The organism is Nostoc sp. DedQUE12b, assembly GCF_034530835.1.
GTDB lineage: Bacteria > Cyanobacteriota > Cyanobacteriia > Cyanobacteriales > Nostocaceae > Nostoc.
This window is the reverse complement of the sequence record NZ_JAVRCI010000001.1, coordinates 169,276-194,575: the sequence shown is the minus strand read 5'-3', so window position 1 is coordinate 194,575 and position 25,300 is coordinate 169,276. Positions and strand designations below refer to the sequence as shown.

Genomic DNA, 25,300 nt, shown 5'->3' with positions numbered 1-25,300 from the left:
GCCAAGGTGCAGAGGGGAAAAATTTACTGCAACTTCTCCTCGCTCGGTCACTGAGCGTAGTCGAAGTGCTGCTCCCCTGCTCCTCTGCTCCCTTCAATTAAAGATTTAGGAGTAGGTTGCATTGAAACTTGTATCTGATCCAGCGATCGCTAAGAAAATTCGGAAAATGAATCAGCGGGTGCGGTGGCAAGATCCGTTAATTGTGGAACGGGATATCGACCAAACTCGGCTGGTTTTGGAAGATGGTCAAACAGACAATTCTGAGTTCTCATTTTTAGTCATAGGTGATAGTGGTTCCGGCAGGCACCGGGGACACAATCCTCAGCGACAAGTGGCTGAACTTATGCTGCCCCATCACAACGAATCCCGGTTTATGCTGCATACGGGGGATGTGATCTATTTAGTAGGATCGAGTGAATATTACCAGCAAAACTTTATTGAGCCTTACCGAGAGTTTATCTCCGGCACAGAGCATCGCAAACGGATTGCTTATGACCAGATGGTTTTTAAGCTGCCTATTTTACCTGTGCCGGGAAATCACGATTACTATAACTTACCGATTTTATTGACCTTGGCATCTCTAACAACATTACCCATTCGTCACCTGTTGCGATCGCGGTTAGACCTAGATGTGGGCTTGCATGGCTCAGGATGCGGTGACGCTTACGCAAAGGCATTTCTCGACTATCTTCAGGCGTTTCAGCTTCCAGGAGAGTTAGCCAGTCACTTGGATCAGTATTATACAGCCAAGACAGATACAGGTCGTTGTCTTTCATATCAACCTGGGCACTTTACCCGCCTTCCCAATCGCTATTACACTTTTCGTTATGGCGGTATTGATTTCTTTGCTTTGGATTCTAATACATTCAACGATCCACCACCGCTGCCGAAAACAAGAAAAGGTGACGCCGATCGCAAACTCTTAGAAAAACGCCGTGAAGATTTAGAGCAAGAAAAGCAGCAAATCATTGAAACCTCAGCCAAACTTCGCCCGGAAAACCCTAATGAAGCCGATCAATTAGACGACTTCCATGCCAAGCTGTCACAAATTGAAGAAATTATTGTTGATATTGACAAGCAACTAGCTACTAATAAAACAACACTGACTGACACTGAACAACTCGATTGGCTCAAGCACAGATTAATTGAATCTTGGAATAATTCTGAAGTTCGGGGAAGGATAATTTATTTCCATCATCCTCCTTATGTAACTGAGGCGACGAAGTGGCAACAAGCACAAACTCTAATCGTTCGCGATCGCTTGCGTAGCGTGCTGGATGCGGTAGCTAAAGAAATCGGTTCCTTAAATCAGGGTCGTCCTTTGGTGGATTTGGTAATAAACGGTCACGCACACTGCTTGGAACATTTAGAAACGATGGATACGGGACACGCTGATTCTCATATCCACTGGATTGTTTGTGGCGGTAGCGGGTTTAGTTTGCGACGCCAGCGAATTGAGGGAGCAGATTTAATGGAGACTTTTGGGAATGAAAATAGATTAGTAGCGCGATCGCACCTTTTCATCGGTCGCGACGGTCAAGGTTCTCAGAAACGGCGACCTTATTCAGGTTTACGTATTGACGTTAAAGGCGATAAACAACCCAAGTTTATTGTTCGTCCTTTAGTTACCGAATGGTATCAGCGGCAATGGCATAATCGTGAACTTGAACCACTAATCATTTAAGGAATGGGCATTGGGCAAAAGGGGCAGAGAGGAAAGACTTACTACTTCTCCCCTTGTCTCCCCTGCTCCCCTGCTCCCCTGCTCCCCTGCTCCCCTGCTCCCCACTCCCCACTCACCGATCTACCGATCCCATCACAACATCAATACTTCCCAAGATGACGAAAATATCTGCTACTTTTTGACCTTTGATTAACTGAGGTAAAACTTGTAAATTATTGAAATCGGCTGGACGAATTTTCCAACGCCAAGGAAAAATGCGATCGTCTCCAATAATATAGACTCCTAATTCTCCTCTTCCTGACTCTACACGGACATAATTTTCACCTTGAGGAATTTTAAATGTGGGTGCAACTTTTTTGGCAATGAATTGATAATCAAACCCGTTCCACTCAGATTTATAATCTGCTACCATACGTTGAGCTTCTAAATTTTCGTATGCACCACCAGGTAATCCCTTCAGTGCTTGTTGAATAATCTTGACTGACTCACGCATTTCTCCAATTCTGACGATATACCTAGCAAAACAATCTCCTGCTGTATTCCATTGTATTTCCCAGTTAAAATCGTCGTAGCATTCGTAGTGGTCAACCTTTCGTAAATCCCACTTCACCCCAGAAGCGCGTAGCATCGGGCCAGAAATTCCCCAATTAATCGCATCTTCGCGACTTAAAACACCTACACCTTCAACTCGTCGGCGAAAAATGGGATTATTGGTAATTAGTCTTTCATACTCATCAATCTTTGGTGCAAAATAGTTACAAAATTCTTCGCATTTATCCACCCAGCCGTAAGGAAGGTCAACAGCAACACCGCCGATGCGAAAATAATTATTGTTCACCATTCGGTAGCCTGTAGCAGCTTCAAACAAATCGAGAATCATTAGATGTACTGATAAGGCATTTACCATCGTCTCTGCGTAAAGACGGCTCCCTAGAGGATCACTTTCCAAAAGGTTCAATAGCAAATAAAATAAAGTCCCCTTCAGCATCCCAAGTCGCCTGATGCCCGACGTTAACGGGAGTAATCATAATATCCCCTCCAACTACAGCGTCATGGCGCTTGCGTCCATCCATTTTCCGTTCAGCGTGAATTACCCGCGCTCCATGAGTGAAAATGACAAGAGAGTGCCACAAGGGTGTGCAAACTTCAGGAAATTCATAAGCAGGTTGACACATATATCCAAATGAAGCACCGTGCCAACCTGCTTCAAGACTTGTGAGAATTGGTAAACGTGAGAATAGCGGAAATAAATCATCTTCTTTAGTGATAACTAAGGGCTTTTCTTCTAACATGGGCTACCACAAGTTATTACAAGCCCAATGTATCAAAAGCTAAAAAATTCTGATATGTCAGGTTGGGCTTTATTTGCCCATAAAATTAGAGACGCAATTATTGCGTCTCTAGAAACCACCTATTTAGCCTTTTTACGTGTAATTGCACCCAGCAAAAGGAAGTTGTTAATTAAATTATTCCTGGGCCTCTACCGCGGCTATCACCCTTATCTGTCAATTTGCCTTCCTCGTCCTGATTAATTTCTCCAAGTTCTTCAATACGTTCTTCCGTATCTTCTGCCGCTTGCTGGCGTGCATCACCGGGTTCTTCGTAGTACATTTCTGGTTCAACTGCATAGTTATTTAACAAACCTTCTTTGTCCACGGTATAGCCATCAGTGGTGCGAATACTTCCTGAATCGGTTTGATCGTCTGTAGGTGCATCTGCTTCCCGTTCTTCTGTGGGGCGGGTTTTGTAACGATCTCCTTCTCTTTCCATTCTAGCGGCGGTTTCAGCAGGGATAATGCCGCGATCATAAGTATCGACTTCCGCTCTATCGGATGAATCTGTATCTCTCTTAACTGCTTCATTAGCCATAATTTATGTCCTCGTTAAAGAATGTATTAAATAACTTACAAAAACTAGATTAGGCTGTTTTTTATCTCTGGCCTACTATCTTGAGAAGTGACTTAAAATTAAAAATAATGTTATGTTCTCTATCTTTTGATGTATCCAAAAGACTAAAATGGAATCCGATTAAATACTATTATTTTACATTTATTGCCATAACAAGGGTTTTGGTTAAAGTCAACTTAAAATTAAAAGGGCAATTAGAATCCGCAACTATACAAGGCTTTCCCCAATCCGTAGAGACGGACGTGAGTGTGTGTAGGTGTGAATTCTATTTGCCCTTTTAATCCTAGTTTAATGCTTAGTAAATTTACTCACCCACGAATTGGTTTTTCAGGGATTGAATTTCATCGGCTAATTCTTGGCGAGTTGAAGCCTTCAGTAGATAACGGAAAACAAACCAACTGGTGTAACTAATTCCAACTAACTCAAAAAGTGGTGAGAGTAGTGGAATATCATTGATTGCAGCTAGTACCGTTAGTACTATTCTAACTGTAACAATCGCTGCCAAAATTAAAGCAACGGTTATTAAAGGCTGCTTATAGTCCCGAAAAAAGTCACTTAAGTATTGCGGCAGTTGCTCTAAAAATTGAGAAATTTGTCTGCTAATTTGCTGCCATTGAGATTCAGGTTCAGGTGCTGGCGGTAACTTTGGCAAGTTTGCAGTATCAGTACCTTCAAGCGCTAGCGTACCTTGTGATAAGGAGGCATTGATGGATTCACGTTGCTGTTGTTCGGTTTCCATAGTTTTTATGTTTGGTAACTACAAGACTTTGTATAACTGAACTGAGCATCAATAAATATAGTTATTAAGGTTGTCAGTTGTCAATTATTAGTGGTCAGTTAAACTTGTTACTGACCACTAAGACCGAGCAGGGGCATTTAAATCTCTTTACATCTCTTTACGCCTACCTACTCACTTGATGTTGTTTACTGCTTTAGTTAGTTACTGTGGAGACAGTTGCTTTTACAACTACACTGTTAACACCTTTAATTTCCTTAGCTAATCTTTCAATTTTACCTAACTCCTGCTGATTAGTGACAGTTCCGGCGACAGTCACAACACCACCGTCGGCGGCATTAACTGTTAGCTGACCTTTGGGGATATTAGCCTCTAACTTGGAGCGAACTTGACTTGCTAAGTCACTTGGATCTCTTTTTGTATCGCCACCAGTGACATTATTACGCTGTTCGCGGGCGCGAATATCCTCATTGAGTTGTCTTCTACGAACTTCACTTTGTGCGTCTTTTTGGGAAGCTTCTGTAGTTTTTGCACTCGGTGCTTGGGGAGCTTCATTAGGATTATTGGGTGCAGATTCACTTGTTTTAGAAGCGTTATCACAAGCAGCAACACCAAAAACTAAAAGGCAACTAATTACGAAGGGGGTTAGTTTTTTCATTGGTTTAAATCTGAATCAGAAAGTGAAATTTGTTGATACTTTCGGCAAAAGTGAAGAGCAAGTTTTCTTTGTCAGGAGCAAAGTTTTCAAATTATTGCTCCTGCAATTTTGTCTAATTGATGTGAGTGAAAATTACTTTAGGTTAAAGTACTTCATCACGACGATCGACAATAATTACAGCAGGATCGTTTCTATGAGGCTCTGTTGAGTAATTGGGGCGAATGGGATCGACTACTGCTGCGTCATGATGCGTTACCCGGTCGGAACCTGGGCGATGTTCACTGATTTCAGTGGCATCATAGATTGCAAATTCTTCAATACCTCGATGTTTGAGAATCGCTTCAGCTTGGCGGATTTCAGCTTCCGTGCCATCAATAATTACTAAGTAGTCGCCTCTTTGGAAGCGATCGCTATATACTCGTGCCTTGTCTTCGGGAATTCCTAAGCCAACGAGCGCGCCAACGATACTACCAGCCGCTGCACCGATTGCACCACCAGCTAATGTCGTCGCCAAAGCTGTTGCAACTGCGCCACCAGCAATCACGGGCCCAATTCCTGGAATTGCTAAGCTCCCCAGCCCAACTAGTAAGCCAGTCAAGCCGCCTAAAACACCACCTGTCGCGGCTCCAGTTTTTGCACCATCATCTGCTTTATTACCACTACCAACATTTTTGTCTACATCTACACCACCGATCCCATGACCGTTCGCATCTTTGGCAATAATGGAGACTTGATTCAACGAAAAACCTGCATCTCGTAAATCTGTAATTGCTACTTCAGCATCTCGACGATGAGAATATACCCCAATCGCGCGTTTTGCAACACCACTATGACCAGCAGTAGAAGTTGGAGTCACATAACCAGTGGTTGCATTTGTCGCATCTGGGTGGTCGTAAATGCCAAACTCTTCCACACCCTGATGATTTAAAATTGCTTCTGCTCTAAGTATTTCTGCCTCTGTACCATCGAGAATGACTAAATAGTGTCCTCGTTGAACACGTTCGTCGTAAACTTTGGCTCGTTCTTCAGGAATTCCTAAACCAATTAATGCACCAAGCAAACTACCAGCTACTGCACCAATACCAGCGCCAGCGAGAGTTGTAGCTAGGGTAGTTGCTGCGGCTCCAGCCAACATAATTGGCCCGATTCCAGGAATTGCTAAAGTGCCAAGACCGACTAATAAGCCAGCTAATCCGCCCAAAGCACCGCCTGTAGCTGCTCCAACTTTAGCACCTTCGTCAGACTGATCGCCCACGCGATCGCTCACATCTGCACCAGCAATATCGTCTCTATCTCCATCTTGGGTAATGACAGAAACTCTATTCATGTCAAAGCCGACTTTTTTTAATTCATGTAGAGCATGTTCAACATCTCGACGATGAGAAAATACACCTACAGCACGTTTATGTAGACCTACTACCATTATTCTTTCTCCTCAGCCAAATCAATTATTCACTAATTCATAGCTCCTAATAAGCTTTATTAATACATTTTTTTATTTAGTTTTCATCAATCGCTTGGAAGAATTTTTACCTCTATCATTAGACATAGGTGGTTTTATCTAAAGTTAGTAACTAAATCTCAACGAGAAAATATATTTTATTTTCTAAAGTTTATATAAAAATTATTCCATTTTTTTAAATATCCTAATAAAAATTGATACTAGATAAATATTAGTTTTTAACGTTGGCTACTGTAACTCACCTGGTCGAAAATAGCTATATCGGTAGATACATTTTTAGCAGATTTACTTTTAAGAGAAATTTTGACTAAAATAACCTAATTTTCTTTGAAAAAGCCTTAAATAAATCATAAACAATACATTACTTTATTTCAGTAAAAATTGAGCAGAATATTTACTTTATTTTACTTTTTTAAATACGACTTTTGGTAACTAAACCTATTACCTGAGAAAGTGCCAGCTTACATAAATAATAATTAATCTGATAAATAGACCATTTTATAAATGGATATTTAATTGAATAGAAGTGAGGAAATCCTATGTTTCAAGGTGTTTTAACTATTTTGGGATGGAATCGGCTACTTTTTGGATTAGAACCAATAACTTTAGCCCAGGAAGTACTAACTCCAGAAGAAGCGTCAGTTGTTTTTTCTGGGCCTAAGTTGTTGGTAGCACTGCTAGCTGGGGTTTTGATGGCATTTGCCTTTCAATTATTATTGACAAACTTTTCAGTTGCTGTCGGAATTTCATCTTGGGAAATTGGCTCAGATTCTGATGATGAGTCTGAAGGTTTGGGTAAGACAATTCGTAAAGGTCAAGCTAAAATTGGTGCTTGGGCATTAATAACCGTTAGCATCGCGTTATTTATTGCTTGTTTTTTAGCAGTAAAACTTAGCTTAATCGAAAGCGCATTTTTAGGATCAATTATTGGTGTAGTCATTTGGTCTACCTATTTTTCACTAGTAATTTGGTTGGGTTCATCGGCAGTAGGTTCTTTAATTGGTTCTATATCTAATACTGTGACTTCTGGTTTTCAAGCTCTCATGGGCACGGCAACTGCTGGTATCGGTGCTAATACTGCGAAAAAACAGTTAGTTTCTACTGCTGAAGATATTACAGCCGCAGTCCGGCGAGAGTTAACTTCAGGTTTTGATTCGGAAGGGATTAGAAATACGCTCCAAAGTTCTTTAGGTTCTCTACAATTCCCAAGGCTGGATATTAAAGAAATTCGGAGTCAATTTGACCAGTTGCTTAAAGATACAGATTTACAATCTGTTGCTAACAGCGACCTCTTGCAAAACATTAACCGCCAAACATTTGTTGATTTAATCAGCAGCAGTGGCAATTTATCTAAAGAAGATATCAATAACATTGCTGACCAATTTGAAGGTGCATGGCAACAAGCTTTAAATCGCAAAAATCCCACAGAGCAAGTAATTAATTTACTCAAGTCTGCTACTCCTGAAGAACTTAATTCTGAGCAATTGGGTGAACGGCTTCAAGAACTGGTTACAATCGGAGGCGGTAATGGCAATGGTGTAATCAAGCAAGCTATTAGGTATGGCTTGAGTGCAGCTGCACCAGCAGTTCTGGAACGGGTAAACCTTTCTAATATCGATGTGAACAAAATTACAACTCAGTTGCAAAAGCTGAAAGAAAAAGTTCAAGATGTCGATGTTGAGCAAATCACAGAACAACTTCAAAAGTTTAGAGAGGAAGCAACTGAGCAAGTATCTGCTAAATTGCCAATATCACAGGAAAACACGATTAAGGCAGATGTAGAAGACTACATATTACATTCGTTTCCTTGGCACTTTAACCGAATTACGTTAGTAGATGAATTTAAAGAAGTTATCTATGACGTGAATGCAGATCCGACAACTGTAAGACGGGAGTTGGAAGAAATCAATCAAGAATTTTTCACTAATTTGCTGAAGCAGCGGGACGATCTTAGTGAAGCCAGGGTGAAAGAGATTTCCGAACAAATGGAAAGCGATCGCCTGGAAGTTCTAGAAACTGTCAAACAGGCCCAAGCACGAGAACAAGGGCAAGATTTCCGCAGCCGCATCGAAGATTATCTGCGTTCAACGGGTAAAGAAGAACTCAATCCTGAAGGTATTGAACGAAATTTTTCAAGATTGGTGGAAGATCCAGAAACTGGGTTTGAAGATTTAAGTAGCCGCTTCGGGCAATTTGACCGCGATACTTACGTACAACTGCTTCAACAGCGTCAAGATATCAGCGAAGAGGAAGCTAATAATATTGTTAGTCAACTTGAACGCAACCGCGATAATTTCTTGAATCGTGCTAGAGAATTGCAAGAGCAAGCAAAAGCGAAAGCCGATGAACTGCGCCAAAGAGTTGAAGAATATCTGCAAAATACTAACAAAGACGAACTTAATCCTGAAGCTATCAAACGTGAGTTTAGAATTTTACTAGACGATCCCCAAGCCGGAATTAGCCTATTGCGATCGCGCTTATCGCAATTTGACCGCGATACCTTGGTACAATTGCTCAGTCAGCGTCAAGATTTGAGCGAAGAACAGATAAACCAAACTCTCGATCAGCTCGAAGCAGTCCGAGATAGTATTTTGCAAGTACCGCAACAGGCGAAAGAACAGTACGAAAAGACTACAAAAGCGATCGCCGAATATCTCCGCAATACCAACTTGGAAGAACTTAATCCAGAAGGTATCAGAGCCGATTTGGAAAAATTACTCGACGATCCTCAAGCTGGAGCCTTAGCACTGCGCGATCGCTTGTCTAATGTCGATCGAGAAACTTTGGTTAAACTCGTGAGTCAACGCGGCGACTTGAGCCAAGAGCAGGTTAATCAGATTATTGATCGCGCTCAAGATGCCATTGGTGATATCCTGAGAGCGCCACGACGTTTAGCGAAGCGTACCACTCAACAAGCTTTAGATTTTGAAGCCAATCTCGAAGAATATCTGCGTAATACCAACAAAGAAGAACTCAACCCTGAAGGAATCAAACGCGATTTACAATTGTTGCTGTCTTCTCCCCGTGCTGGAATTGGCAATTTAAGCGATCGCGCCGCGAAATTTGACCGTTCGACAATTGTGGCGCTATTATCCCAACGTGAGGATATCTCAGAAGAGGAAGCTAACCGAATTGTCGATCAAATTGATTCTGTTCGCAGCTCGATTGTTGAACAATTCCAACAGATTCAGCAGAGAGTGCAATCAGTGCTAGATGGAGTTTTTGCCAAAGTTCGCAACTATCTCAACTCCCTGAATCGTTCCGAACTCGACTATGAAGGGATTAAGCAAGACTTTACGAAAGTGTTTGACGATCCCCAAGCTGGATTTGAAGCATTGCGCGATCGCCTCAGTCAATTCGATCGTGACACCTTAGTTGCTGTATTGAGTTCTCGTGAAGATATTTCCGAGGCGGACGCTAACCGCATTATTAACCAAATCGAAGCGGCGCGGGATGGCGTATTGCAACGAGCCGAACGCATCCAGAAAGAAACTCAAAAACGCTTGAAAGCGATTCAAGAGCAAGCTAAAAAGCAAGCCGAAGAAACCAAGAAAACCGTTGCAAATGCTGCGTGGTGGATATTTGGGACAGCAATTACTTCCCTTTGCGCCAGTGCGATCGCTGGAGCAGTGGCTGTTATGGAAATACCTCTACCTCGTTAAAATATCTCCGTCATCAGGAGTTTTGATAAATACAAAGTGGTATTCAGTCCTTATAAATGAATGCCACTTTTTTGATTTATAAAACGGAGCTGGCAACGATAGGATTCAAGCCGCCGTAGGGAAGGACACGGTTAATGCCGGATCTGGTGACGATACAATTACTGGTGAAAAGGGAAGCGATACGATTAACATCGGTGATAGCAACAATACGATCTTTCACTTTCATTGGGAATCGCGCCTTCTCTCCAATTGGTCAAATCCGTTATTCAGGAGGTATTCTCCAAGGTAGCAATGATGGGGATCTGTCGGCTGAGTTTGAAATTAGGCTTGCAGGAGCGTCACAACTAGTGGAAAGCGACATTATCCTTTAATTTAATATTATCTGCCTTTAAAATAAGCCAAAATGCAGAATTTTGATAATTGAATAGTCACTAATTAGAGATAAGTTTAGCTTGTCTGTCTGATAGTTTATAGTTATTAAATTGCGATGCGTATACATCAGAAAATCAGGTAATACAATTGCAACAGTTCCGATGATGCCACCTAATGAAAAAGATATCAGAGAATTTGAGAAGGCATATTCTAACGCAAGGGATGTAGCGATGTCTACGATGGTCACTGAGCCAAGTCGAAGTGCGGGCTACGCTTACGCATTGGTTAACAAGGTTTTTAAGTTATTGGCAATTAATTTCTTATACATAACTAGATAAATTACCAAATAAATCTCAAAAAGCAAAACCAACCCTATCTGAACAAAGGTTTCAGATTTTGTTTTAGTGAGAGGAATAAAAGAACACTAATCACTCTTTCTTATAGATAGAAAAAACTAGGGTTGAAAGTAATAGTATAGTCTTGTGATTCTGAATAAAATCAGAACGTTATAAAAACTATGCGCTTCTGTAGGAGGAAATTTGCTTGTTTCATAGCAGCCTACTACTACAACCAGTAAAGATATAAGGACATCACATTGCTCTTGGCATAATTTTGATGCCAAATCATCAATACATCTAGTGCTTGCTAAATCTTCAAACTTAATAGCAAAGACCTGTTCCAATCAGGTGCGGTTGAGTTATCTCTTTGCACTCGTTATTTCTTTGCGTTGTTTTCTCGGTGTTGCTGAATGAAAGCGTGAAATTTCAAAATTCAATATTTAAAACTGTTTCCTTTACACCTTTGGGGGAAACCAAATTCATACTCTTAATCAGCAACACCGTTTTCTGATAGGAAAGTGACGAGGTTATTTTTTACCCACTCAGTTCAGGAGAACCTTACTAATGGCAATTATCAACGGTACCAATTTTAATGACAACAATACTAGCAACGGTTCCCCACTAATCTTTCGCCCTGCCCTAAATGGGGGTGCTGGCAGCGATATCCTTAACGGTAACGCCGGCGACGATATCTTAAATGGGGGTGCTGGCAGCGATATCCTTAACGGCAATGCCGGCGACGATAGTCTAGATGGGGGTGCTGGCAGCGATATCCTGAACGGTAATGCTGGCAGCGATACCCTTACTGGCGGTGCTGGCAGTGATATCCTGAACGGTAATGCTGGCAGTGATATTCTCACTGGCGGTGCTGGCAACGATACCCTTAACGGTAATGCTGGCAGTGATATTCTCACTGGCGGTGCTGGAACTGATTCTCTTACTGGCGGTGCTGGCAACGATATTTTCGATTTCAATTCAGTTTCAGATAGCCCTACTGGTTTGTCACGAGATGTTATCGCTGACTTCGCTGGAAACGGTATCTTTACAGGCGATCAAATCAATCTATCTAACATTGATGCTAACTCCAGTGTAGCAGGCAACCAAGCCTTCCTTTTTATAGGTTCTACCGCATTCTCAGCAGCCCGTCAGGTTCGTTATTCAGCAGGTAGTCTTCAAGCTAACACAGATGGGGATCTGTCAGCTGAGTTTGAGATTGGACTGACAGGAGCACCATCACTAGTCGCAAACGACATCATCCTCTAATCTAATAAACCTCTTGCAAAAGCGCTCAACACCCTACTTTTAAGAGCAAGCGCTTAGGAGTGGGGTTCTTATTTATGATTTATACAAGAAGTCTAATATTGAAGAATAATTTAGGTGCAAACCCAAACATACTCCAACTGTGAGAAAATTCACTAAGCTTTAACCTGTCAAACATCTAAATACTAACAAAGTTGCTTATATCAACTGTACCTAATAGAAGCACATCTAAAAATAGAAAATTACCAGTGCTTGCCAAGGTTTGATCGTGCCGCGTATGCATGAGAAAATCTGTTAATGTAATCGCAACAGTTGTGATGATGCCACAATAGCAAAATGTAACGCTAGGAATGCAGCGATGTCTACGACGGGCTACGCCTACGCACTGCTATAACAAGGGAATAGCACTAAGTTAAATACAGCCCCGCTCCTGGGAGGCTCCGCCTCCAGTGGCTTTACCAGAGACAGCAGCCCTCTCAAAATACATTTCCCGTCTTAAGACTGGGAACAAATTCAAGTTACATAAATTTTTAGGCTTTTCTTTGTGTCATTCGTCTAACAAAGCTTTTAACTTATTGGCAATTATTTGTTATATATAACTACAGAAACCGCTAAACAAACATCAATATGCAAAACCAACTCTATCTCTATAAAGGGTTACGATTTTATTTTGATCAGAGAATAAAAAAGTTAATTACTCAATTTTCTATTTATAAAAAAGTCGGCTGGATGATACTACTATGTATTGTTATTATAAATACAGTAATAATATCCTAAAGCCTATATAATTACGTAGACAAAAAATCTACTTATTCCTTAGTATTTTCCAACTGCAACAACTGAAAACATAAGGTACAAGGACATCAGATGATTTTTTGTAAGATATTGATGTAAACCTCATAAAATACATCTAGTACTTCTTAAATATTCTCAAATATTCTCAAATATTCAAACTTAATACTAAAGACCTGTTCCAATCAGCTTTATTCAAGAATATATTCGGACTCTTGATCTTTTGACCTAGTTTTGTCAACATTACTGAATGAAAGTATAGAATCCCCAAATTCCATGTTTGAAATTGTTTACTTTATGCATTTGAAGGAAATCAAATTCATACTCTTAATCAGCAATGCCGTTTTATAATGGGGAAGTAAAGACGTAATTTTTTCCCCCTCTAAGTTTAGGAGAAACTCATCAATGGCAACTTCAATATCAATTTCTTCCGGTAGCGGCAGTGTTAGAGCCAGCTCTAGTAGCAGTAGCAGTAGTAGCAATAATGGTCAGAGCGATAACGTTAATGTTAGTGGTGGCAACGGTACCCTTATAGGTGGTAGTGGCAACAGTTTACTTAACGCTGGTAATGGCAATGATAGCCTCTTTGGTAATGCAGGTAACGATACTCTTAACGGTGGTGGTGGCAACGATAGGCTGAATGGGGGTACTGGCAACGATATCCTCACTGGCGGTACTGGGAGTGATAATCTTATCGGCGGTGATGGAAATGATGTCCTGACCGGTGGTAGTGGAAATGATATTCTCACTGGAGGATCGGGTAATGATACTTTCAAGTACAACTCAATTTCTGATAGTCCACTTTCGTCACGCGACATAATCGCTGACTTTCGTGGAAATGGTAGCTTGGCAGGCGATCGAATTGATCTATTTACTATCGATGCCAACTCCACTATTGGGGGCAACCAAGCTTTCACTTTTATTGGGAGTGCCCAATTCTCCGCACCCGGCCAAATCCGTTATTCAGGAGGTATTCTCGAAGGTAGCATTGATGGGGATCGGTCGGCTGAGTTTCAAATTCGGCTTATAGGAGCACCACAAGTAGTGTCAAGTGACCTCATTCTTTAATTTAATATTCCTGCCTTGAAAATAAGGCAGCAGGCAGATCGCTTTTAGCGTCTCCCCTTGGGAGAAGGCAGAAGGCACTAGAGAATGAAAATATCTTTTTCCCAGTCCTCAGTCCCTAGTCACTATTTTCAAGGCAGATATAATTTTGAAGAATAACTCTAGTGCAAAGTTAGAGTGTCTTCAACTTTGCATCGGAATCAATATCAATATACTAAGCTATAAACGTTGGAAAGTCAGAGCCTCAGCTTGGGGCAATGACTTTTTTTCATATTTAAATCCATATCGCTATCCCTAGTACCGCAAAGCGGAAGTCAAAAGTCAAAAGAATTGTATTCCAAGCTCTTGCGCTATTTGAAATGGTATGTTTTTTTACGCAATTCTATACTAGTATTTATTTCCGGCACTCTAGATGTCTAACATACAAAAATCATCCCTATTTTACACAAACGTTTAGATGAAGATTTATTCTAATTAGGGCTGACCAAAAGACACGGTGAAACATAGAGAATTACTCATATTCGATCGCACCGCCCAGGCATGAGAAAATCATCAGGTAATACAATCGCAACAGTTGCGATGATGGCACGGAAGGAAAAAAGATGTCGGAGAATTTGAGAAGCCAAGTAGTGACGCAAGGAGTGCAGCGATCGCCTAATCGAGCTATGCTGCGTGCAGTTGGTTTTAAAGATGAAGATTTCAACAAAGCCATTGTCGGTATTGCCAATGGCTATAGTACGATCACTCCCTGTAATATGGGAATCAATCAACTGGCACAAAGGGCAGAAGTTGGTATTAAAACTGCTGGGGCGATGCCGCAAGTGTTCGGCACCATTACCATTAGCGATGGGATTTCGATGGGAACTGAAGGGATGAAATATTCCTTAGTGTCGCGGGAAGTGATTGCTGATTCCATTGAAACCGCCTGTACTGGACAAAGTATGGATGGTGTGCTGGCGATTGGCGGTTGTGATAAAAATATGCCAGGGGCAATGATTGCAATGGCCCGGATGAATATCCCGGCTATCTTTGTTTACGGTGGCACAATTAAACCCGGCCACTACAACGGACGCGATTTAACTGTTGTCAGTTCTTTTGAAGCTGTTGGTCAATACAGTGCTGGAAAAATAGACGAAAAAGAATTATTAGAAGTTGAAGGTCGGGCTTGTCCGGGTGCTGGTTCCTGTGGGGGAATGTTCACAGCTAACACCATGTCTTCAGCATTTGAAGCGCTGGGGATGAGTTTACCCTATTCTTCGACAATGGCGGCGGAAGATGCCGAAAAAGCCGACAGCACGGAAAAATCAGCATTTGTGTTAGTCGAAGCCATTCGTAAACAAATCTTGCCTCGTCAAATTATCACCCGCAAATCTATAGAGAATGCCATCTCTGTGATTATGGCGGTGGGTGGTTCGACCAATGCAGTGCTGCACTTTTTAGCGATCGCTCACGCCGCTGATGTAGAGTTAACCATAGACGACTTTGAAACTATCCGCGCCCGCGTTCCCGTTTTGTGTGATTTGAAACCAAGTGGTAAATATGTCGCTACAGATTTGCACAAAGCTGGTGGCATTCCGCAAGTAATGAAAATGCTACTTGTGCATGATTTATTACACGGTGATAGCCTCACCATCAGCGGTCAAACCATTGCAGAGATATTAGCAGATATACCAGAAGAACCATCTGCCAATCAAGATGTGATTCGGACTTGGAATAACCCGATGTATCCTCAAGGACATTTAGCTATCCTCAGAGGTAATTTGGCAACGGAAGGGGCTGTCGCCAAAATTACTGGGGTGAAAAAACCAGTAATTACTGGGCCTGCACGAGTATTTGAATCAGAAGAAGCCTCTTTAGATGCAATTTTGGCTGGTAAGATTCAAGCTGGTGATATTCTCATAATCCGCTATGAAGGGCCTAAAGGTGGCCCTGGAATGCGAGAAATGTTGGCTCCCACTTCGGCAATTATCGGAGCTGGTTTGGGTGATGCGGTGGGATTAATTACCGACGGACGTTTTTCTGGCGGTACTTACGGCATGGTGGTTGGTCACGTTGCTCCAGAAGCGGCAGTTGGTGGGGCGATCGCGCTTGTAGAAGAAGGCGATAGTATTACTATTGATGCACCCGCTCGTTTATTGCAGTTGAATATATCCGAAGAAGAACTGGCCCGTCGTCGTGCCAACTGGCAACCTCCGGCTCCGCGTTACACTAAAGGCGTGTTGGCGAAATATGCCAAATTGGTATCTTCTAGCAGTATTGGTGCTGTAACAGATTTGGACTTGTTTTAGTTAACCTGACATTATTTGAAGCACCTACACTGTATCATCAGGTCGGTGTAGGCTTCCTAATTCATAGAAAGTGCTCAGTGAGAAATCTCCAAGCTGCCTATTACAGTCGTGAACAAATGGATGGCGCTCTTAGATATTATCAGTAATTTTTACTTGTTACTTGTTAAAGGAATAACGATGGTAAACTCTGTTCCATATCCTGGGATTGAATCAACTTTAATAGTTCCTCGATGTTTATCTACGACAATTTGATAAGCGATCGCCATTCCTAATCCGATTCCTTTACCCACAGGTTTAGTAGTAAACATATAGTCAAATACTCGTTGTTTCACCTCTTCTGACATCCCAATACCATTATCGGAAATCTGAATAATCACTTGTTTCTCATCAGTGAGTTCAGTCTGAATGTCAATTTGTCCTTCATTGTTTACTAACAATGACTCTTCTACAGCATCAATTGCATTCACTAGAACATTCATAAACACCTGATTTAGTTGCCCTGCATAGCATTCTACTAGAGGCAAATCACCGTACTTTTTAACGATCTGAATTTCTGGTTGATTAGGTGTGGCTGTCAGGCGATGATTCAGAATCATCAGAGTGTTGTCTAATCCTTCATTAATATCTACAAATTTCATTTCTGCTTCATCAAGCCGTGAAAAATTACGCAGCGACAATACAATCTGACGAATGCGTTTGGTTCCTACTTGCATTGATGCCATTAATTTGGGTAAATCTTCTGCTAGAAACTCAATATCAAGGTCTTGGATGCGATCGCTAATTTCTGGCGTAGGATTTGGGTAGGTTTGTTGATAAAGCTTGAGTAAATCGAGGATGTCTTGGCTGTAAACGCTTGCATGGTTGAGATTGGCATGAATAAAATTGGCAGGATTATTGATTTCATGTGCCACTCCAGCAACCAATTGTCCCAAGCTAGACATTTTTTCGGTGTGGATAAGTTGAGCTTGGGTATTTTGCAATTCTTTCAGCGTTTTGCTGAGTTGTTGCGCCTGCTGGCTAGAAATCAAGGCGCGATCGCGAATCTGTTCATATAGTTGCACTTGTCGCCATGCACTAATCAACCCAACCAATAGCAATCCTCCCAAAACTGTAGCCAACAGGTTCAACGCCTGTAATGGCGATTCAATATTTTCTTTTGGCACTATTAACGCTACTGACCAATTTGCCTCTCTCAGAGGAGCGTAAGCAACATAGCTCCATTTACCATTAAGTTGAACCAATTCAATATTTGTGCGTTTAGCTACCATTTTTTGGGTAATTTCAACTAATTTTGGATTGCGTGAGTTGAGGAAACTCTCGGCAGCTTTTTCGGGTGTACCAATTAGTTCTGTATTGCGATGAGCAATGGGAACTCCTTGAGAATTCAGGGCAAAGGCATAGCTGCCCTTACCTTGATGTAAATTGCTAATAACTTCAACTACCCGATTAATTGGAATTCCTCCCATTAATACACCTGCTGGCTTTATGCCTGTTTCGGCAGGAATCGGAGTACTAATTTGAATCTGTAACTGTTTAGTTGTACGTCCAATAATTGGATCGGCTGCTACTGTTTCACCCGCCATACTCCGCTGAAAAAATTCTCGGTCTTTAACATTGAGATGATCTTGGTGAGTATTGATTAATGTACCATCTGGTATGCTTAATGCCATGAGCAAAAACGTTTGCAGCCGCTTCACTTCAGATTGCAAGTAAGGTTCCATCACAGACCAATCTAGCGATCGCACCACAGCAGAATTTGCCAAAGTCTTAATTTCTGTCTTACGAATGGCTAACCAGTTATCAATATCATCCTCACCTTGCAGTGTTTTTAACAGTGCTTGCTCCCTAAGACTATCAAGCAGCAATCCCTTAACAATCTTGTAACTAGTGATAGCTGTGGCGCTAATGCTAATAGATAAAATTACCACAATTGATAATAATACTAAGTTTTGCGATCGCCATTTAAATGAGTAGTATTTTTTGTTGATTTTGGTACTCCATCGGGAATTTATTTTCAACCAGAGTTTCCGCAATTTAAGCATCATCGTCACTTTCCTCCAACCTAAAATTTAAAAAGCAAAAAGGAAAAGTGCCGAGTAAAGTAGAAATTACTCAGCACTTAGCACTCAGCACTCAGCACTAATTATTGTTGTTGAGTAGAGATTTCAATGACAAACTCTGTGCCTTTTCCAAGTTCGGAAGTGCAAGAGAGTGAACCACCATGTGCTTCTACCACAATTTGACGAGCGATCGCTAATCCTAATCCAGTGCCTTTTCCGACAGGTTTGGTGGTGAACAAATGGTCAAATACTTTTTGTTTGACCTCTGGTGACATCCCCACGCCATTATCAGCAATCTTAATCAAAATATTCTGACCTGAGTCTCCTACACAAGTTTGAATGGTGATGCAATTGGGGTTAGCAAGAATCGCTTCCAAACTCCGTTCTGTATTATATTGTTCAAGTGCATCAATGGCATTTGCTAACAAGTTCATAAACACCTGATTAAGTTGTCCAGCAAAGCATTCCACTAGTGGTAGCTTGCCATAATTCTTTACTACCTCAATTCCTGGACGGTTTTCATTAGCTTTTAAACGGTGTCTGAGAATCAGAATAGTGCTGTCAATGCCTTCGTGAATATCAAAAGGAACTTTATAATCCTTGTCTGCTCTGGAGAAGGTTCGCAAACTGTTACTGATACTGCGGATACGGTGAACACCCAATTTCATCGAGTCCAGCAACTTAGGCAAATCTTCGCGTAAATAATTCAGGTCGATGGCATCAATTTCGTCTTGAATATCTAAACCGGGATTGGGAAACTTTTGTTGATAAAGATTAATTAGTCCAAACAAATCTTTAACATAATCTTTGGCTGGTTCAATATTACCAGCAATAAAGCCCACAGGATTGTTTATTTCATGGGCAACACCTGCCACCAAATTACCAAGGGCAGACATTTTTTCACCTTGAACTAATTGCAATTGCATCGTTTGGAGTTCTTGCAATGCTTCTTCTAATTGTCGTTTTTGCTGTTGTAGCAATTGTTGTGCTTGCTGGCGTTCGGTGATGTCTTCAGATGTACTAAGGATGCCAAAAACGTTTCCTTCCCTATCTTTTAGAGGAATTTTATTTGTATTAGACCACTTTTGTTTTCCATCTGCTTGCTGTACAGTTTCGATAATGTTGAGTTCCGCTTCCCCAGACTCAATGATGCGGCGATCGCGCGCTACAAAAAAATCTGATTGCTCACTAGTCCAGGGAAGGTCGTAATCTGTTTTACCAATAACATTTTCTGGCACTCCTAAACCCCAAGTTTGCGTAAAGTTATGGTTACAGCCTAAATAAACACTATTGCAGTCTTTCCAGAAAACAGACTGGGGAATATTTTCGATAATTAACCGCAAAAATTGTTCAGTCTGTCCCAGGTTTTCTAGAGTATTTTGTGCTTGCTGATAAAGTCGGGCATTTTCTAGGGAGATTGCAGCTTGAGTGCATAATAGATTGAGAATTTCGACGCGATCGCTAGTAAACGCTCCACTCATCAGATTGTTTTCTAAATATAAAATCCCTAAGAGTTTCCCTTGATAAAAAATTGGTGTACACAGCAAACTTTTGGGTTGCTGACGAATAATATAGGGATCGGCTATTAACGCCGGATGCAATGCTGTATCAAAGATAACAGTAGGTTCCAGGCTGCGTTTGACGGCGTAAATTAGGCTATGAGGAACGTCTGCACTATCTTCCACAAAAATGGACTGTAACACCGTTGATTGCTGCCCAACTTGAGTAGTCGCCTCAACTACCAATCTACCTTCTTTAAGTAGTAGTAACGCACACTTATCTGCCCCAGCATTTTCAATCACCACTTGCAGCAGCTTCGTAAGTAATTTATCAAGTTCAATTTCACTGGAGAGAGTCTGAGAGGCTTTTAAAACTGTTGCCAAATCTAGCATTACTGATGTATTGCTGCTAGAAGTTACTGATTTATGAATGCTTGGATGGAAGGTAGCAATGCTGTCAATATTGGCGAACGTCTCATTGGGTGTGAGTAGTGAACGCTTCTGTTGTAAAATTGGGGCTAGCAGTTGTGGATAACGCTGTTCTAAGTCATCGACTTTGGCTTTAGCATCCCAGCGGGTGTAGCAATAGTAAGCATTAATCAAATACTCTTGAGCAATGCGTTCTTTGCCCCATTCTAAATAGAACTTGGCTGCAAGTTCGTTGGCGAGAGCTTCTTCGTTTACGTATTCATTTTCTTTAGCTTTAGCAATGGCGCGATCGTATGACTCGATTGCATCCATATACTTGCCAGAAATTCTTGCTATTTCAGCAGATAACAAGAGATATCGATGTAGAAAGTTGTCTGGACAACTATTCGCCCAGGTTTTCTGAATTTGTTGATGCTCTTGAATAATGGCCCAATACTGCTTTTTCTTCTCTAATGTCACATTGGGATAGAGAGCTATCAAGCTGAGTGGATAATAGAAATGATACTGAATAATTGGGAAGAAACCAGAGTTACAAGCAAGCGTTTTTTCAGCTTCTGCTGCTGCTTGCACAGCATCTGCGTAGCGACCATAAAGGTATGATAACTGGATTTTGAGAAAGCAGTACCAATTAATTCCATGTTCAAAGTTATTCTTCTGTCTCCAAACTTCGATATAAGGAATATCTTCGTTATTGCGATCATCTAATAAATCGGTGTTTTTAGATCTATCTTGCAAATTCAATAAGAACTGCCTCTGTAAAGTAAATGCATACAGCATATTGGCATCATTAACCTGTTTGACATAACTCAGATATTTTTCAGTTTCCGCGTAAACATCTGAGAGGCGATCGCCTTTTATTAACATTGCCCAAATCAAAAACGAAACCGCCCAAACACCAAACACCAAATTTCCAGTTTCTTGACAGACTTGGAATGATTCCTGAGAAAGTGGCAAATTCGTTTTAAAATGCTGATTATAGGGATTAATCGTGTGTGCAAAGATATTATTGGTCTTAAAAATAAATTGAGTACTATTAAAGTAACGATCGAGTTTTAGTGCTAATGTACCGAACTCATAAGCAGTTTGATAATTTCCTTGATTTGCCAGACTCATCCCATATATACAGTAAGCAAAACCAGAGCTTTCTGCATTGCCATATTTCAACGAGAAACCGATCATTAATAGAGAAGCCAAGCAACTGAGATATTGATCTCCTCCCATATAAGCTGCTGCCCAAAGGTCAGCTAAAATACCCATACAAACCTTTTTATCTCGATCTGTCATCTCAGGCAGATCGAATAAATCTGATATACGAACCGTTTGCAGTTTAGCTTTTAATTCTTGAAGTTCAGTTTCGATAGCAGGTTGCTGTTCTTCAGAAGTGACTGGCAGATGCATCCCCATAATGCTCAAACCTTTTACCCCAGCTTGAATACTAGCTGCTATATTTTCACCCTGAGTCATTTTCAGATACATCTGAATCCTATAAATCTCTACTTGCTCAAACCTATCTTGGCTTTGAGATAACGCTATATCAAATAATTTTTCAGCTTGGTCAAAGCTGCCAGTAAGATATTCACATTCTGCGGATTCTCGATGTAACTCAAAGGTAATTTTATAATTATTTATCCAGCTTTCCTCTATTAACAATCCTCTGCCTAAAGTGAAATATTTTAGGGCTGCTCTATAAGCAGTAGAAGCTTTTGCTTTTTTACCAGCAATTAGATTTAGTTGAGCAAGTTCATATTTTTGGGATTGTTCATCAATTATGTCAATTCCCTCATTTAGCTGATTAACAATGTCAAAAATACTGGTTTCAAGCGCTTCAGGTGATGTATTGTTTAACAGTAATTGCCCAATCTTGAAATGAGTAGCTTTTCGTTGAGATTCAGGGATAAGAGAATAGGCCGCTTGCTGAACACGGTCATGAAGAAATCTGTAAGAGCAAGATTCCGGAGAATTATATTGCTGAAATTCTGAATTCTGAATTATAAATTCAGACTCATCATGGTAGAACTTATAAACCTCATTTGTAGGAATAATCAACCCATCTTGTACAGCTTTCCAAAAATTTGTGGCTGTTTCCAACTGAGATTTTTCATGGACGATCGCTAATGTCTCTAAATCAAATTGGTTTCCTACACAAGCTGCTAACTTCAAAACTTCTTGAGTTGCTATTGACAACTTCTGAAGTTGAATTGCCATGAACTCTACTACATCATCGGTAAGAGCGAGCGATCGCACCTGAGCAATGTCACATTCCCAATAACTACCATTAAAATTAAATGTAATTAGTTGATCTTGATGTAGCGCTTTGAGAAACTGGGTGCTGAAGAAAGGATTACCTTTAGTTTTGCTCAATACTAATTCTGTTAAAGGTGTGGCTAAAGCTAAAGAGCAACTCAATGTATCTGCAACCAAATGATTAATAGAAACCCGATCGAGAGGTAATAAGGTAATTGTATTGACTGTGGCATCTAATTTCTGAATCTCTTCCAAAGTCAGCATCAGCGGATGTACTGGGTTGACTTCATTATCTCGATAAGCACCAATTAACAGTAGATAGCGGATGTCAGCTTCGCTCATTAACAAGTGCATTAACTTTAAAGAAGCAGAATCTGCCCATTGCAGATCGTCAATAAAGATCGCCAATGGATGTTCTGATGCAGTGAAGACTTGAGTGAATTTCAAAAACAGCGAATTGAAGCGATTCTGTGCCGCACTACCAGAGAGTTCTGGCGCAGCAGGCTGTTTACCAATCATACTTTCCAGTTCTGGAATCACCTCAATCATTACTTGTCCGTTCTCACCCAAAGCAGAAAGAATTTTGCGCTTCCATTGCTCGAATTGGGCGTCAGTTTCACTCAGCAGTTGCCCGATTAAGTCTCGAAAAGCTTGCACAAAGGCAGAGAAAGGAATGTTGCGCTGAAACTGGTCAAATTTACCTTTAATGAAATAACCCCGTTGTCGCACAATTGGCTTGTGGACTTCGTTCACCACAGCAGTTTTGCCAATACCAGAGAAGCCTGCTACCAACATAATTTCGCTGCTTCCTTGGCTGACTCTCTCAAAGGCATCCAGCAAGCTTTCAACTTCAGCTTGGCGACCGTAAAGTTTTTCTGGGATGATAAAGCGATCGCAAATATCTCGTTCACCTAATTGAAAAGATTTAATTGAGCCAATTTCCTGTAATTGAGACAAACATTTTTCTAAATCAAATTTCAGCCCTAATGCACTCTGATAGCGGTCTTCAGCATTTTTCGCCATCAACTTCATTACAATCTCACAAAGAGCTTCGGGAATTTCTTCTTCCCTCCTGGCTCCTAATTGCTCTGGTTGCTTGGCAATATGACAGTGAACCAACTCCATCGGATCGTTAGACTCAAAGGGTAGATGTCCAGCCAGCAATTCATAGAAGGTAGCGCCGAGGGAATAGTAATCACTGCGATAGTCAATTCCGCGATTCATCCGTCCGGTTTGTTCGGGCGAAAGGTAAGCGAGAGTACCTTCTAAAACGTTAGGACTGTGAATTTCGCGGGTTTCTCTAGGTAAAAGCGAGGCAATACTAAAGTCAATCAACTTGACTTGCTTAGTTTCCGGGTTGATGAGGATGTTAGCAGGCTTAATATCTTTATGGATAACCCGATGGCGATAGAGTCCGTCAAGAATATTGCTCAGAGCGATCACAATATCCAAGAACTCTGTCAAAGTATATTGGTTGCTCGCCATTTTTTGATTGAGCCAATCTCTCAGAGAAATGCCACCAAAATCCTCCATCACCAAAGCATAGCTGTTGCGGTAAGGTTCCAGACTGTAGGGACGAACAATACCGGGTAGATCAAGATTTTTAGCAATAGTGTACTGATTACGGAACAGCAGCAGTTCATTGAAGGTAGGATACTCTTGCTGGAGCAGTTTAATCACAACCGGAAGTCGATCCGCCTCTCGAATAGCACGGTAAACTAAGGTTCTAGAGCCTGCATAAAGTTGTTCGCTAATTTGATAGTTCAAAAGCTTGTCCATCGGCTCAACTGCTGTATTCATACTTCATCAACTCTTGTGAAATCAGCTACTTATTTAAAGTAGTTTGCCCAAGGATAAGCTTTTGCTAACTTAGTTTTCTTTTGGGCGACACCGAAAAGCCCGTTGTCGGCATCGCATTTTACGTGTGTAATCTGTCTGTAGCTTATTAAGCAAAACTACCGCTATTTCCGGTAAAATCAAGTTCTAAAGACTGTGGATTTGGGAGAAACTTGGGGTGCCTACACTTGGCGTTAACATTGACCACATCGCCACTATCCGGCAAGCCCGGCGGACAGTGGAACCAGACCCAGTAGCGGCGGCGGTACTGGCAGAATTAGCAGGTGCAGATGGAATTACGGTGCATCTGCGTGAAGATCGGCGACATATCCAAGATCGGGATGTGCGGATATTGCGGCAAACAGTGCGATCGCATCTTAATTTAGAAATGGCCGCTACAGATGAAATGCTCGCGATCGCTCTCGATATCAAACCAGATTACGTGACTTTAGTCCCCGAAAAGCGCGAAGAAGTGACAACAGAAGGCGGACTAGATATTGCCCTCCAAATTGCTAGAATAGGTAAAATCGTCGATAAATTGCAAAGCGCTAGCATTCCAGTTAGTTTATTTATCGATGCCGAACCAGCACAAATTGAAGCATCTGTCAAGACACAGGCGCAGTTTGTTGAATTGCACACCGGACAATATGCTGAGGCTAAAGATGAAACAAATCGCCAGCGAGAATTAGCCATATTAGCTAAAGGTTGTGAACAAGCAATTCAAGCCGGATTACGAGTCAACGCTGGTCATGGACTCACCTACTGGAACGTCTATCCAGTGGCTGCGCTTCCAGGCATGGAAGAACTGAACATTGGTCATACCATCATCAGTCGGGCAGCATTAGTAGGTATGGAAAGGGCAGTCCGCGAGATGAAGCAAGCTATAAGGGGGAATGGGGCATAGGGCACAAGAGGCAGAGGGGCAGAGGGGCAGAGGGGCAGAGGGGCAGAGGGGAATAACTTACTGCAACTGCTCCCCTGCTCCCTAGCTCCCCTGCTCCCTCTCC

At 41.4% G+C, this 25,300-nt stretch carries 14 protein-coding genes and 2 pseudogenes; 8 read left to right on the top strand and 8 right to left on the bottom strand.

Annotated features, from left to right (window positions below; translation table 11 throughout):
- The first annotated feature begins 121 nt into the window (after window positions 1-121).
- A complete protein-coding gene (locus tag RMY16_RS00615) occupies window positions 122-1,684 on the top strand; it encodes a metallophosphoesterase (protein ID WP_322734729.1) in 1,563 nt (520 codons plus the stop codon).
- Between the two features lie 112 nt (window positions 1,685-1,796).
- Here the strand turns inward: RMY16_RS00615 and RMY16_RS00610 are convergent.
- From RMY16_RS00610 to RMY16_RS00585, 6 genes and pseudogenes are all read right to left on the bottom strand, one after another.
- Window positions 1,797-2,564: pseudogene (locus RMY16_RS00610) on the bottom strand (NADPH-quinone oxidoreductase); the annotation flags it as partial.
- A 58-nt stretch (window positions 2,565-2,622) separates the two neighbouring features.
- The gene (locus RMY16_RS00605; protein ID WP_322734728.1) at window positions 2,623-2,976 is read right to left on the bottom strand and encodes a hypothetical protein; all 354 of its coding nucleotides are present in this window, start codon (window positions 2,974-2,976) and stop codon (window positions 2,623-2,625) included.
- A gap of 169 nt (window positions 2,977-3,145) precedes the next feature.
- Complete coding sequence (locus RMY16_RS00600) at window positions 3,146-3,553, bottom strand: hypothetical protein (protein ID WP_322734727.1); 408 nt, start codon at window positions 3,551-3,553, stop codon at window positions 3,146-3,148.
- Between the two features lie 343 nt (window positions 3,554-3,896).
- Window positions 3,897-4,331 carry a CAAD domain-containing protein gene (locus RMY16_RS00595; protein ID WP_322667626.1) on the bottom strand — a complete coding sequence of 145 codons (435 nt, stop codon included), beginning with the start codon at window positions 4,329-4,331 and terminating at the stop codon, window positions 3,897-3,899.
- 193 nt (window positions 4,332-4,524) lie between these two features.
- A complete protein-coding gene (locus RMY16_RS00590) occupies window positions 4,525-4,986 on the bottom strand; it encodes a BON domain-containing protein (RefSeq protein ID WP_322667627.1) in 462 nt (153 codons plus the stop codon).
- A 142-nt stretch (window positions 4,987-5,128) separates the two neighbouring features.
- Window positions 5,129-6,409 carry a histidine kinase gene (locus tag RMY16_RS00585; RefSeq protein WP_322734726.1) on the bottom strand — a complete coding sequence of 427 codons (1,281 nt, stop codon included), beginning with the start codon at window positions 6,407-6,409 and terminating at the stop codon, window positions 5,129-5,131.
- Window positions 6,410-6,987: 578 nt separating this feature from the next.
- Between RMY16_RS00585 and RMY16_RS00580 the strand changes: the two genes are divergently transcribed.
- The 6 genes and pseudogenes from RMY16_RS00580 (at window position 6,988) to ilvD (ending at window position 16,225) form a co-directional block, all read left to right on the top strand.
- The gene (locus RMY16_RS00580; protein WP_322734725.1) at window positions 6,988-10,110 is read left to right on the top strand and encodes an MFS transporter; all 3,123 of its coding nucleotides are present in this window, start codon (window positions 6,988-6,990) and stop codon (window positions 10,108-10,110) included.
- A 97-nt stretch (window positions 10,111-10,207) separates the two neighbouring features.
- Window positions 10,208-10,285 (top strand): annotated as a pseudogene (locus RMY16_RS32960) (hypothetical protein); the annotation flags it as partial.
- Window positions 10,286-10,304: 19 nt separating this feature from the next.
- A complete protein-coding gene (locus RMY16_RS00575; protein WP_322734724.1) occupies window positions 10,305-10,481 on the top strand; it encodes a hypothetical protein in 177 nt (58 codons plus the stop codon).
- A gap of 903 nt (window positions 10,482-11,384) precedes the next feature.
- Complete coding sequence (locus RMY16_RS00570) at window positions 11,385-12,083, top strand: calcium-binding protein (protein ID WP_322734723.1); 699 nt, start codon at window positions 11,385-11,387, stop codon at window positions 12,081-12,083.
- Between the two features lie 1,194 nt (window positions 12,084-13,277).
- Window positions 13,278-13,940 (top strand): calcium-binding protein, encoded by a 663-nt coding sequence (locus RMY16_RS00565; RefSeq protein WP_322734722.1) that lies wholly within the window; start codon window positions 13,278-13,280, stop codon window positions 13,938-13,940.
- A 599-nt stretch (window positions 13,941-14,539) separates the two neighbouring features.
- Window positions 14,540-16,225, top strand: a complete 1,686-nt coding sequence (gene ilvD, locus RMY16_RS00560; protein WP_322734721.1) for a dihydroxy-acid dehydratase — start codon at window positions 14,540-14,542, stop codon at window positions 16,223-16,225.
- Between the two features lie 149 nt (window positions 16,226-16,374).
- Here the strand turns inward: ilvD and RMY16_RS00555 are convergent, their stop codons facing one another.
- Together RMY16_RS00555 and RMY16_RS00550 are read right to left on the bottom strand one after the other, a co-directional pair.
- Window positions 16,375-18,270 carry a sensor histidine kinase gene (locus RMY16_RS00555; protein ID WP_322734720.1) on the bottom strand — a complete coding sequence of 632 codons (1,896 nt, stop codon included), beginning with the start codon at window positions 18,268-18,270 and terminating at the stop codon, window positions 16,375-16,377.
- 98 nt (window positions 18,271-18,368) lie between these two features.
- The gene (locus RMY16_RS00550; RefSeq protein ID WP_322734719.1) at window positions 18,369-24,257 is read right to left on the bottom strand and encodes an AAA family ATPase; all 5,889 of its coding nucleotides are present in this window, start codon (window positions 24,255-24,257) and stop codon (window positions 18,369-18,371) included.
- A gap of 214 nt (window positions 24,258-24,471) precedes the next feature.
- Between RMY16_RS00550 and RMY16_RS00545 the strand changes: the two genes are divergently transcribed.
- Window positions 24,472-25,197 (top strand): pyridoxine 5'-phosphate synthase, encoded by a 726-nt coding sequence (locus RMY16_RS00545; protein WP_322734718.1) that lies wholly within the window; start codon window positions 24,472-24,474, stop codon window positions 25,195-25,197.
- The last annotated feature ends 103 nt before the right edge of the window (window positions 25,198-25,300 follow it).

Excerpts from the sequence above, each read along its gene's own strand:
- RMY16_RS00550 (WP_322734719.1), bottom strand. The coding sequence starts at position 24,257 with ATGAATACAGCAGTTGAGCCGATGGACAAGCTTTTGAACTATCAAATT.
- RMY16_RS00595 (WP_322667626.1), bottom strand. The coding sequence starts at position 4,331 with ATGGAAACCGAACAACAGCAACGTGAATCCATCAATGCCTCCTTATCA.
- RMY16_RS00565 (WP_322734722.1), top strand. The coding sequence starts at position 13,278 with ATGGCAACTTCAATATCAATTTCTTCCGGTAGCGGCAGTGTTAGAGCC.
- RMY16_RS00590 (WP_322667627.1), bottom strand. The coding sequence starts at position 4,986 with ATGAAAAAACTAACCCCCTTCGTAATTAGTTGCCTTTTAGTTTTTGGT.
- RMY16_RS00555 (WP_322734720.1), bottom strand. The coding sequence starts at position 18,270 with ATGATGCTTAAATTGCGGAAACTCTGGTTGAAAATAAATTCCCGATGG.
- RMY16_RS00605 (WP_322734728.1), bottom strand. The coding sequence starts at position 2,976 with ATGTTAGAAGAAAAGCCCTTAGTTATCACTAAAGAAGATGATTTATTT.
- RMY16_RS00585 (WP_322734726.1), bottom strand. The coding sequence starts at position 6,409 with ATGGTAGTAGGTCTACATAAACGTGCTGTAGGTGTATTTTCTCATCGT.
- ilvD (WP_322734721.1), top strand. The coding sequence starts at position 14,540 with ATGTCGGAGAATTTGAGAAGCCAAGTAGTGACGCAAGGAGTGCAGCGA.
- RMY16_RS00580 (WP_322734725.1), top strand. The coding sequence starts at position 6,988 with ATGTTTCAAGGTGTTTTAACTATTTTGGGATGGAATCGGCTACTTTTT.
- RMY16_RS00600 (WP_322734727.1), bottom strand. The coding sequence starts at position 3,553 with ATGGCTAATGAAGCAGTTAAGAGAGATACAGATTCATCCGATAGAGCG.
- RMY16_RS00570 (WP_322734723.1), top strand. The coding sequence starts at position 11,385 with ATGGCAATTATCAACGGTACCAATTTTAATGACAACAATACTAGCAAC.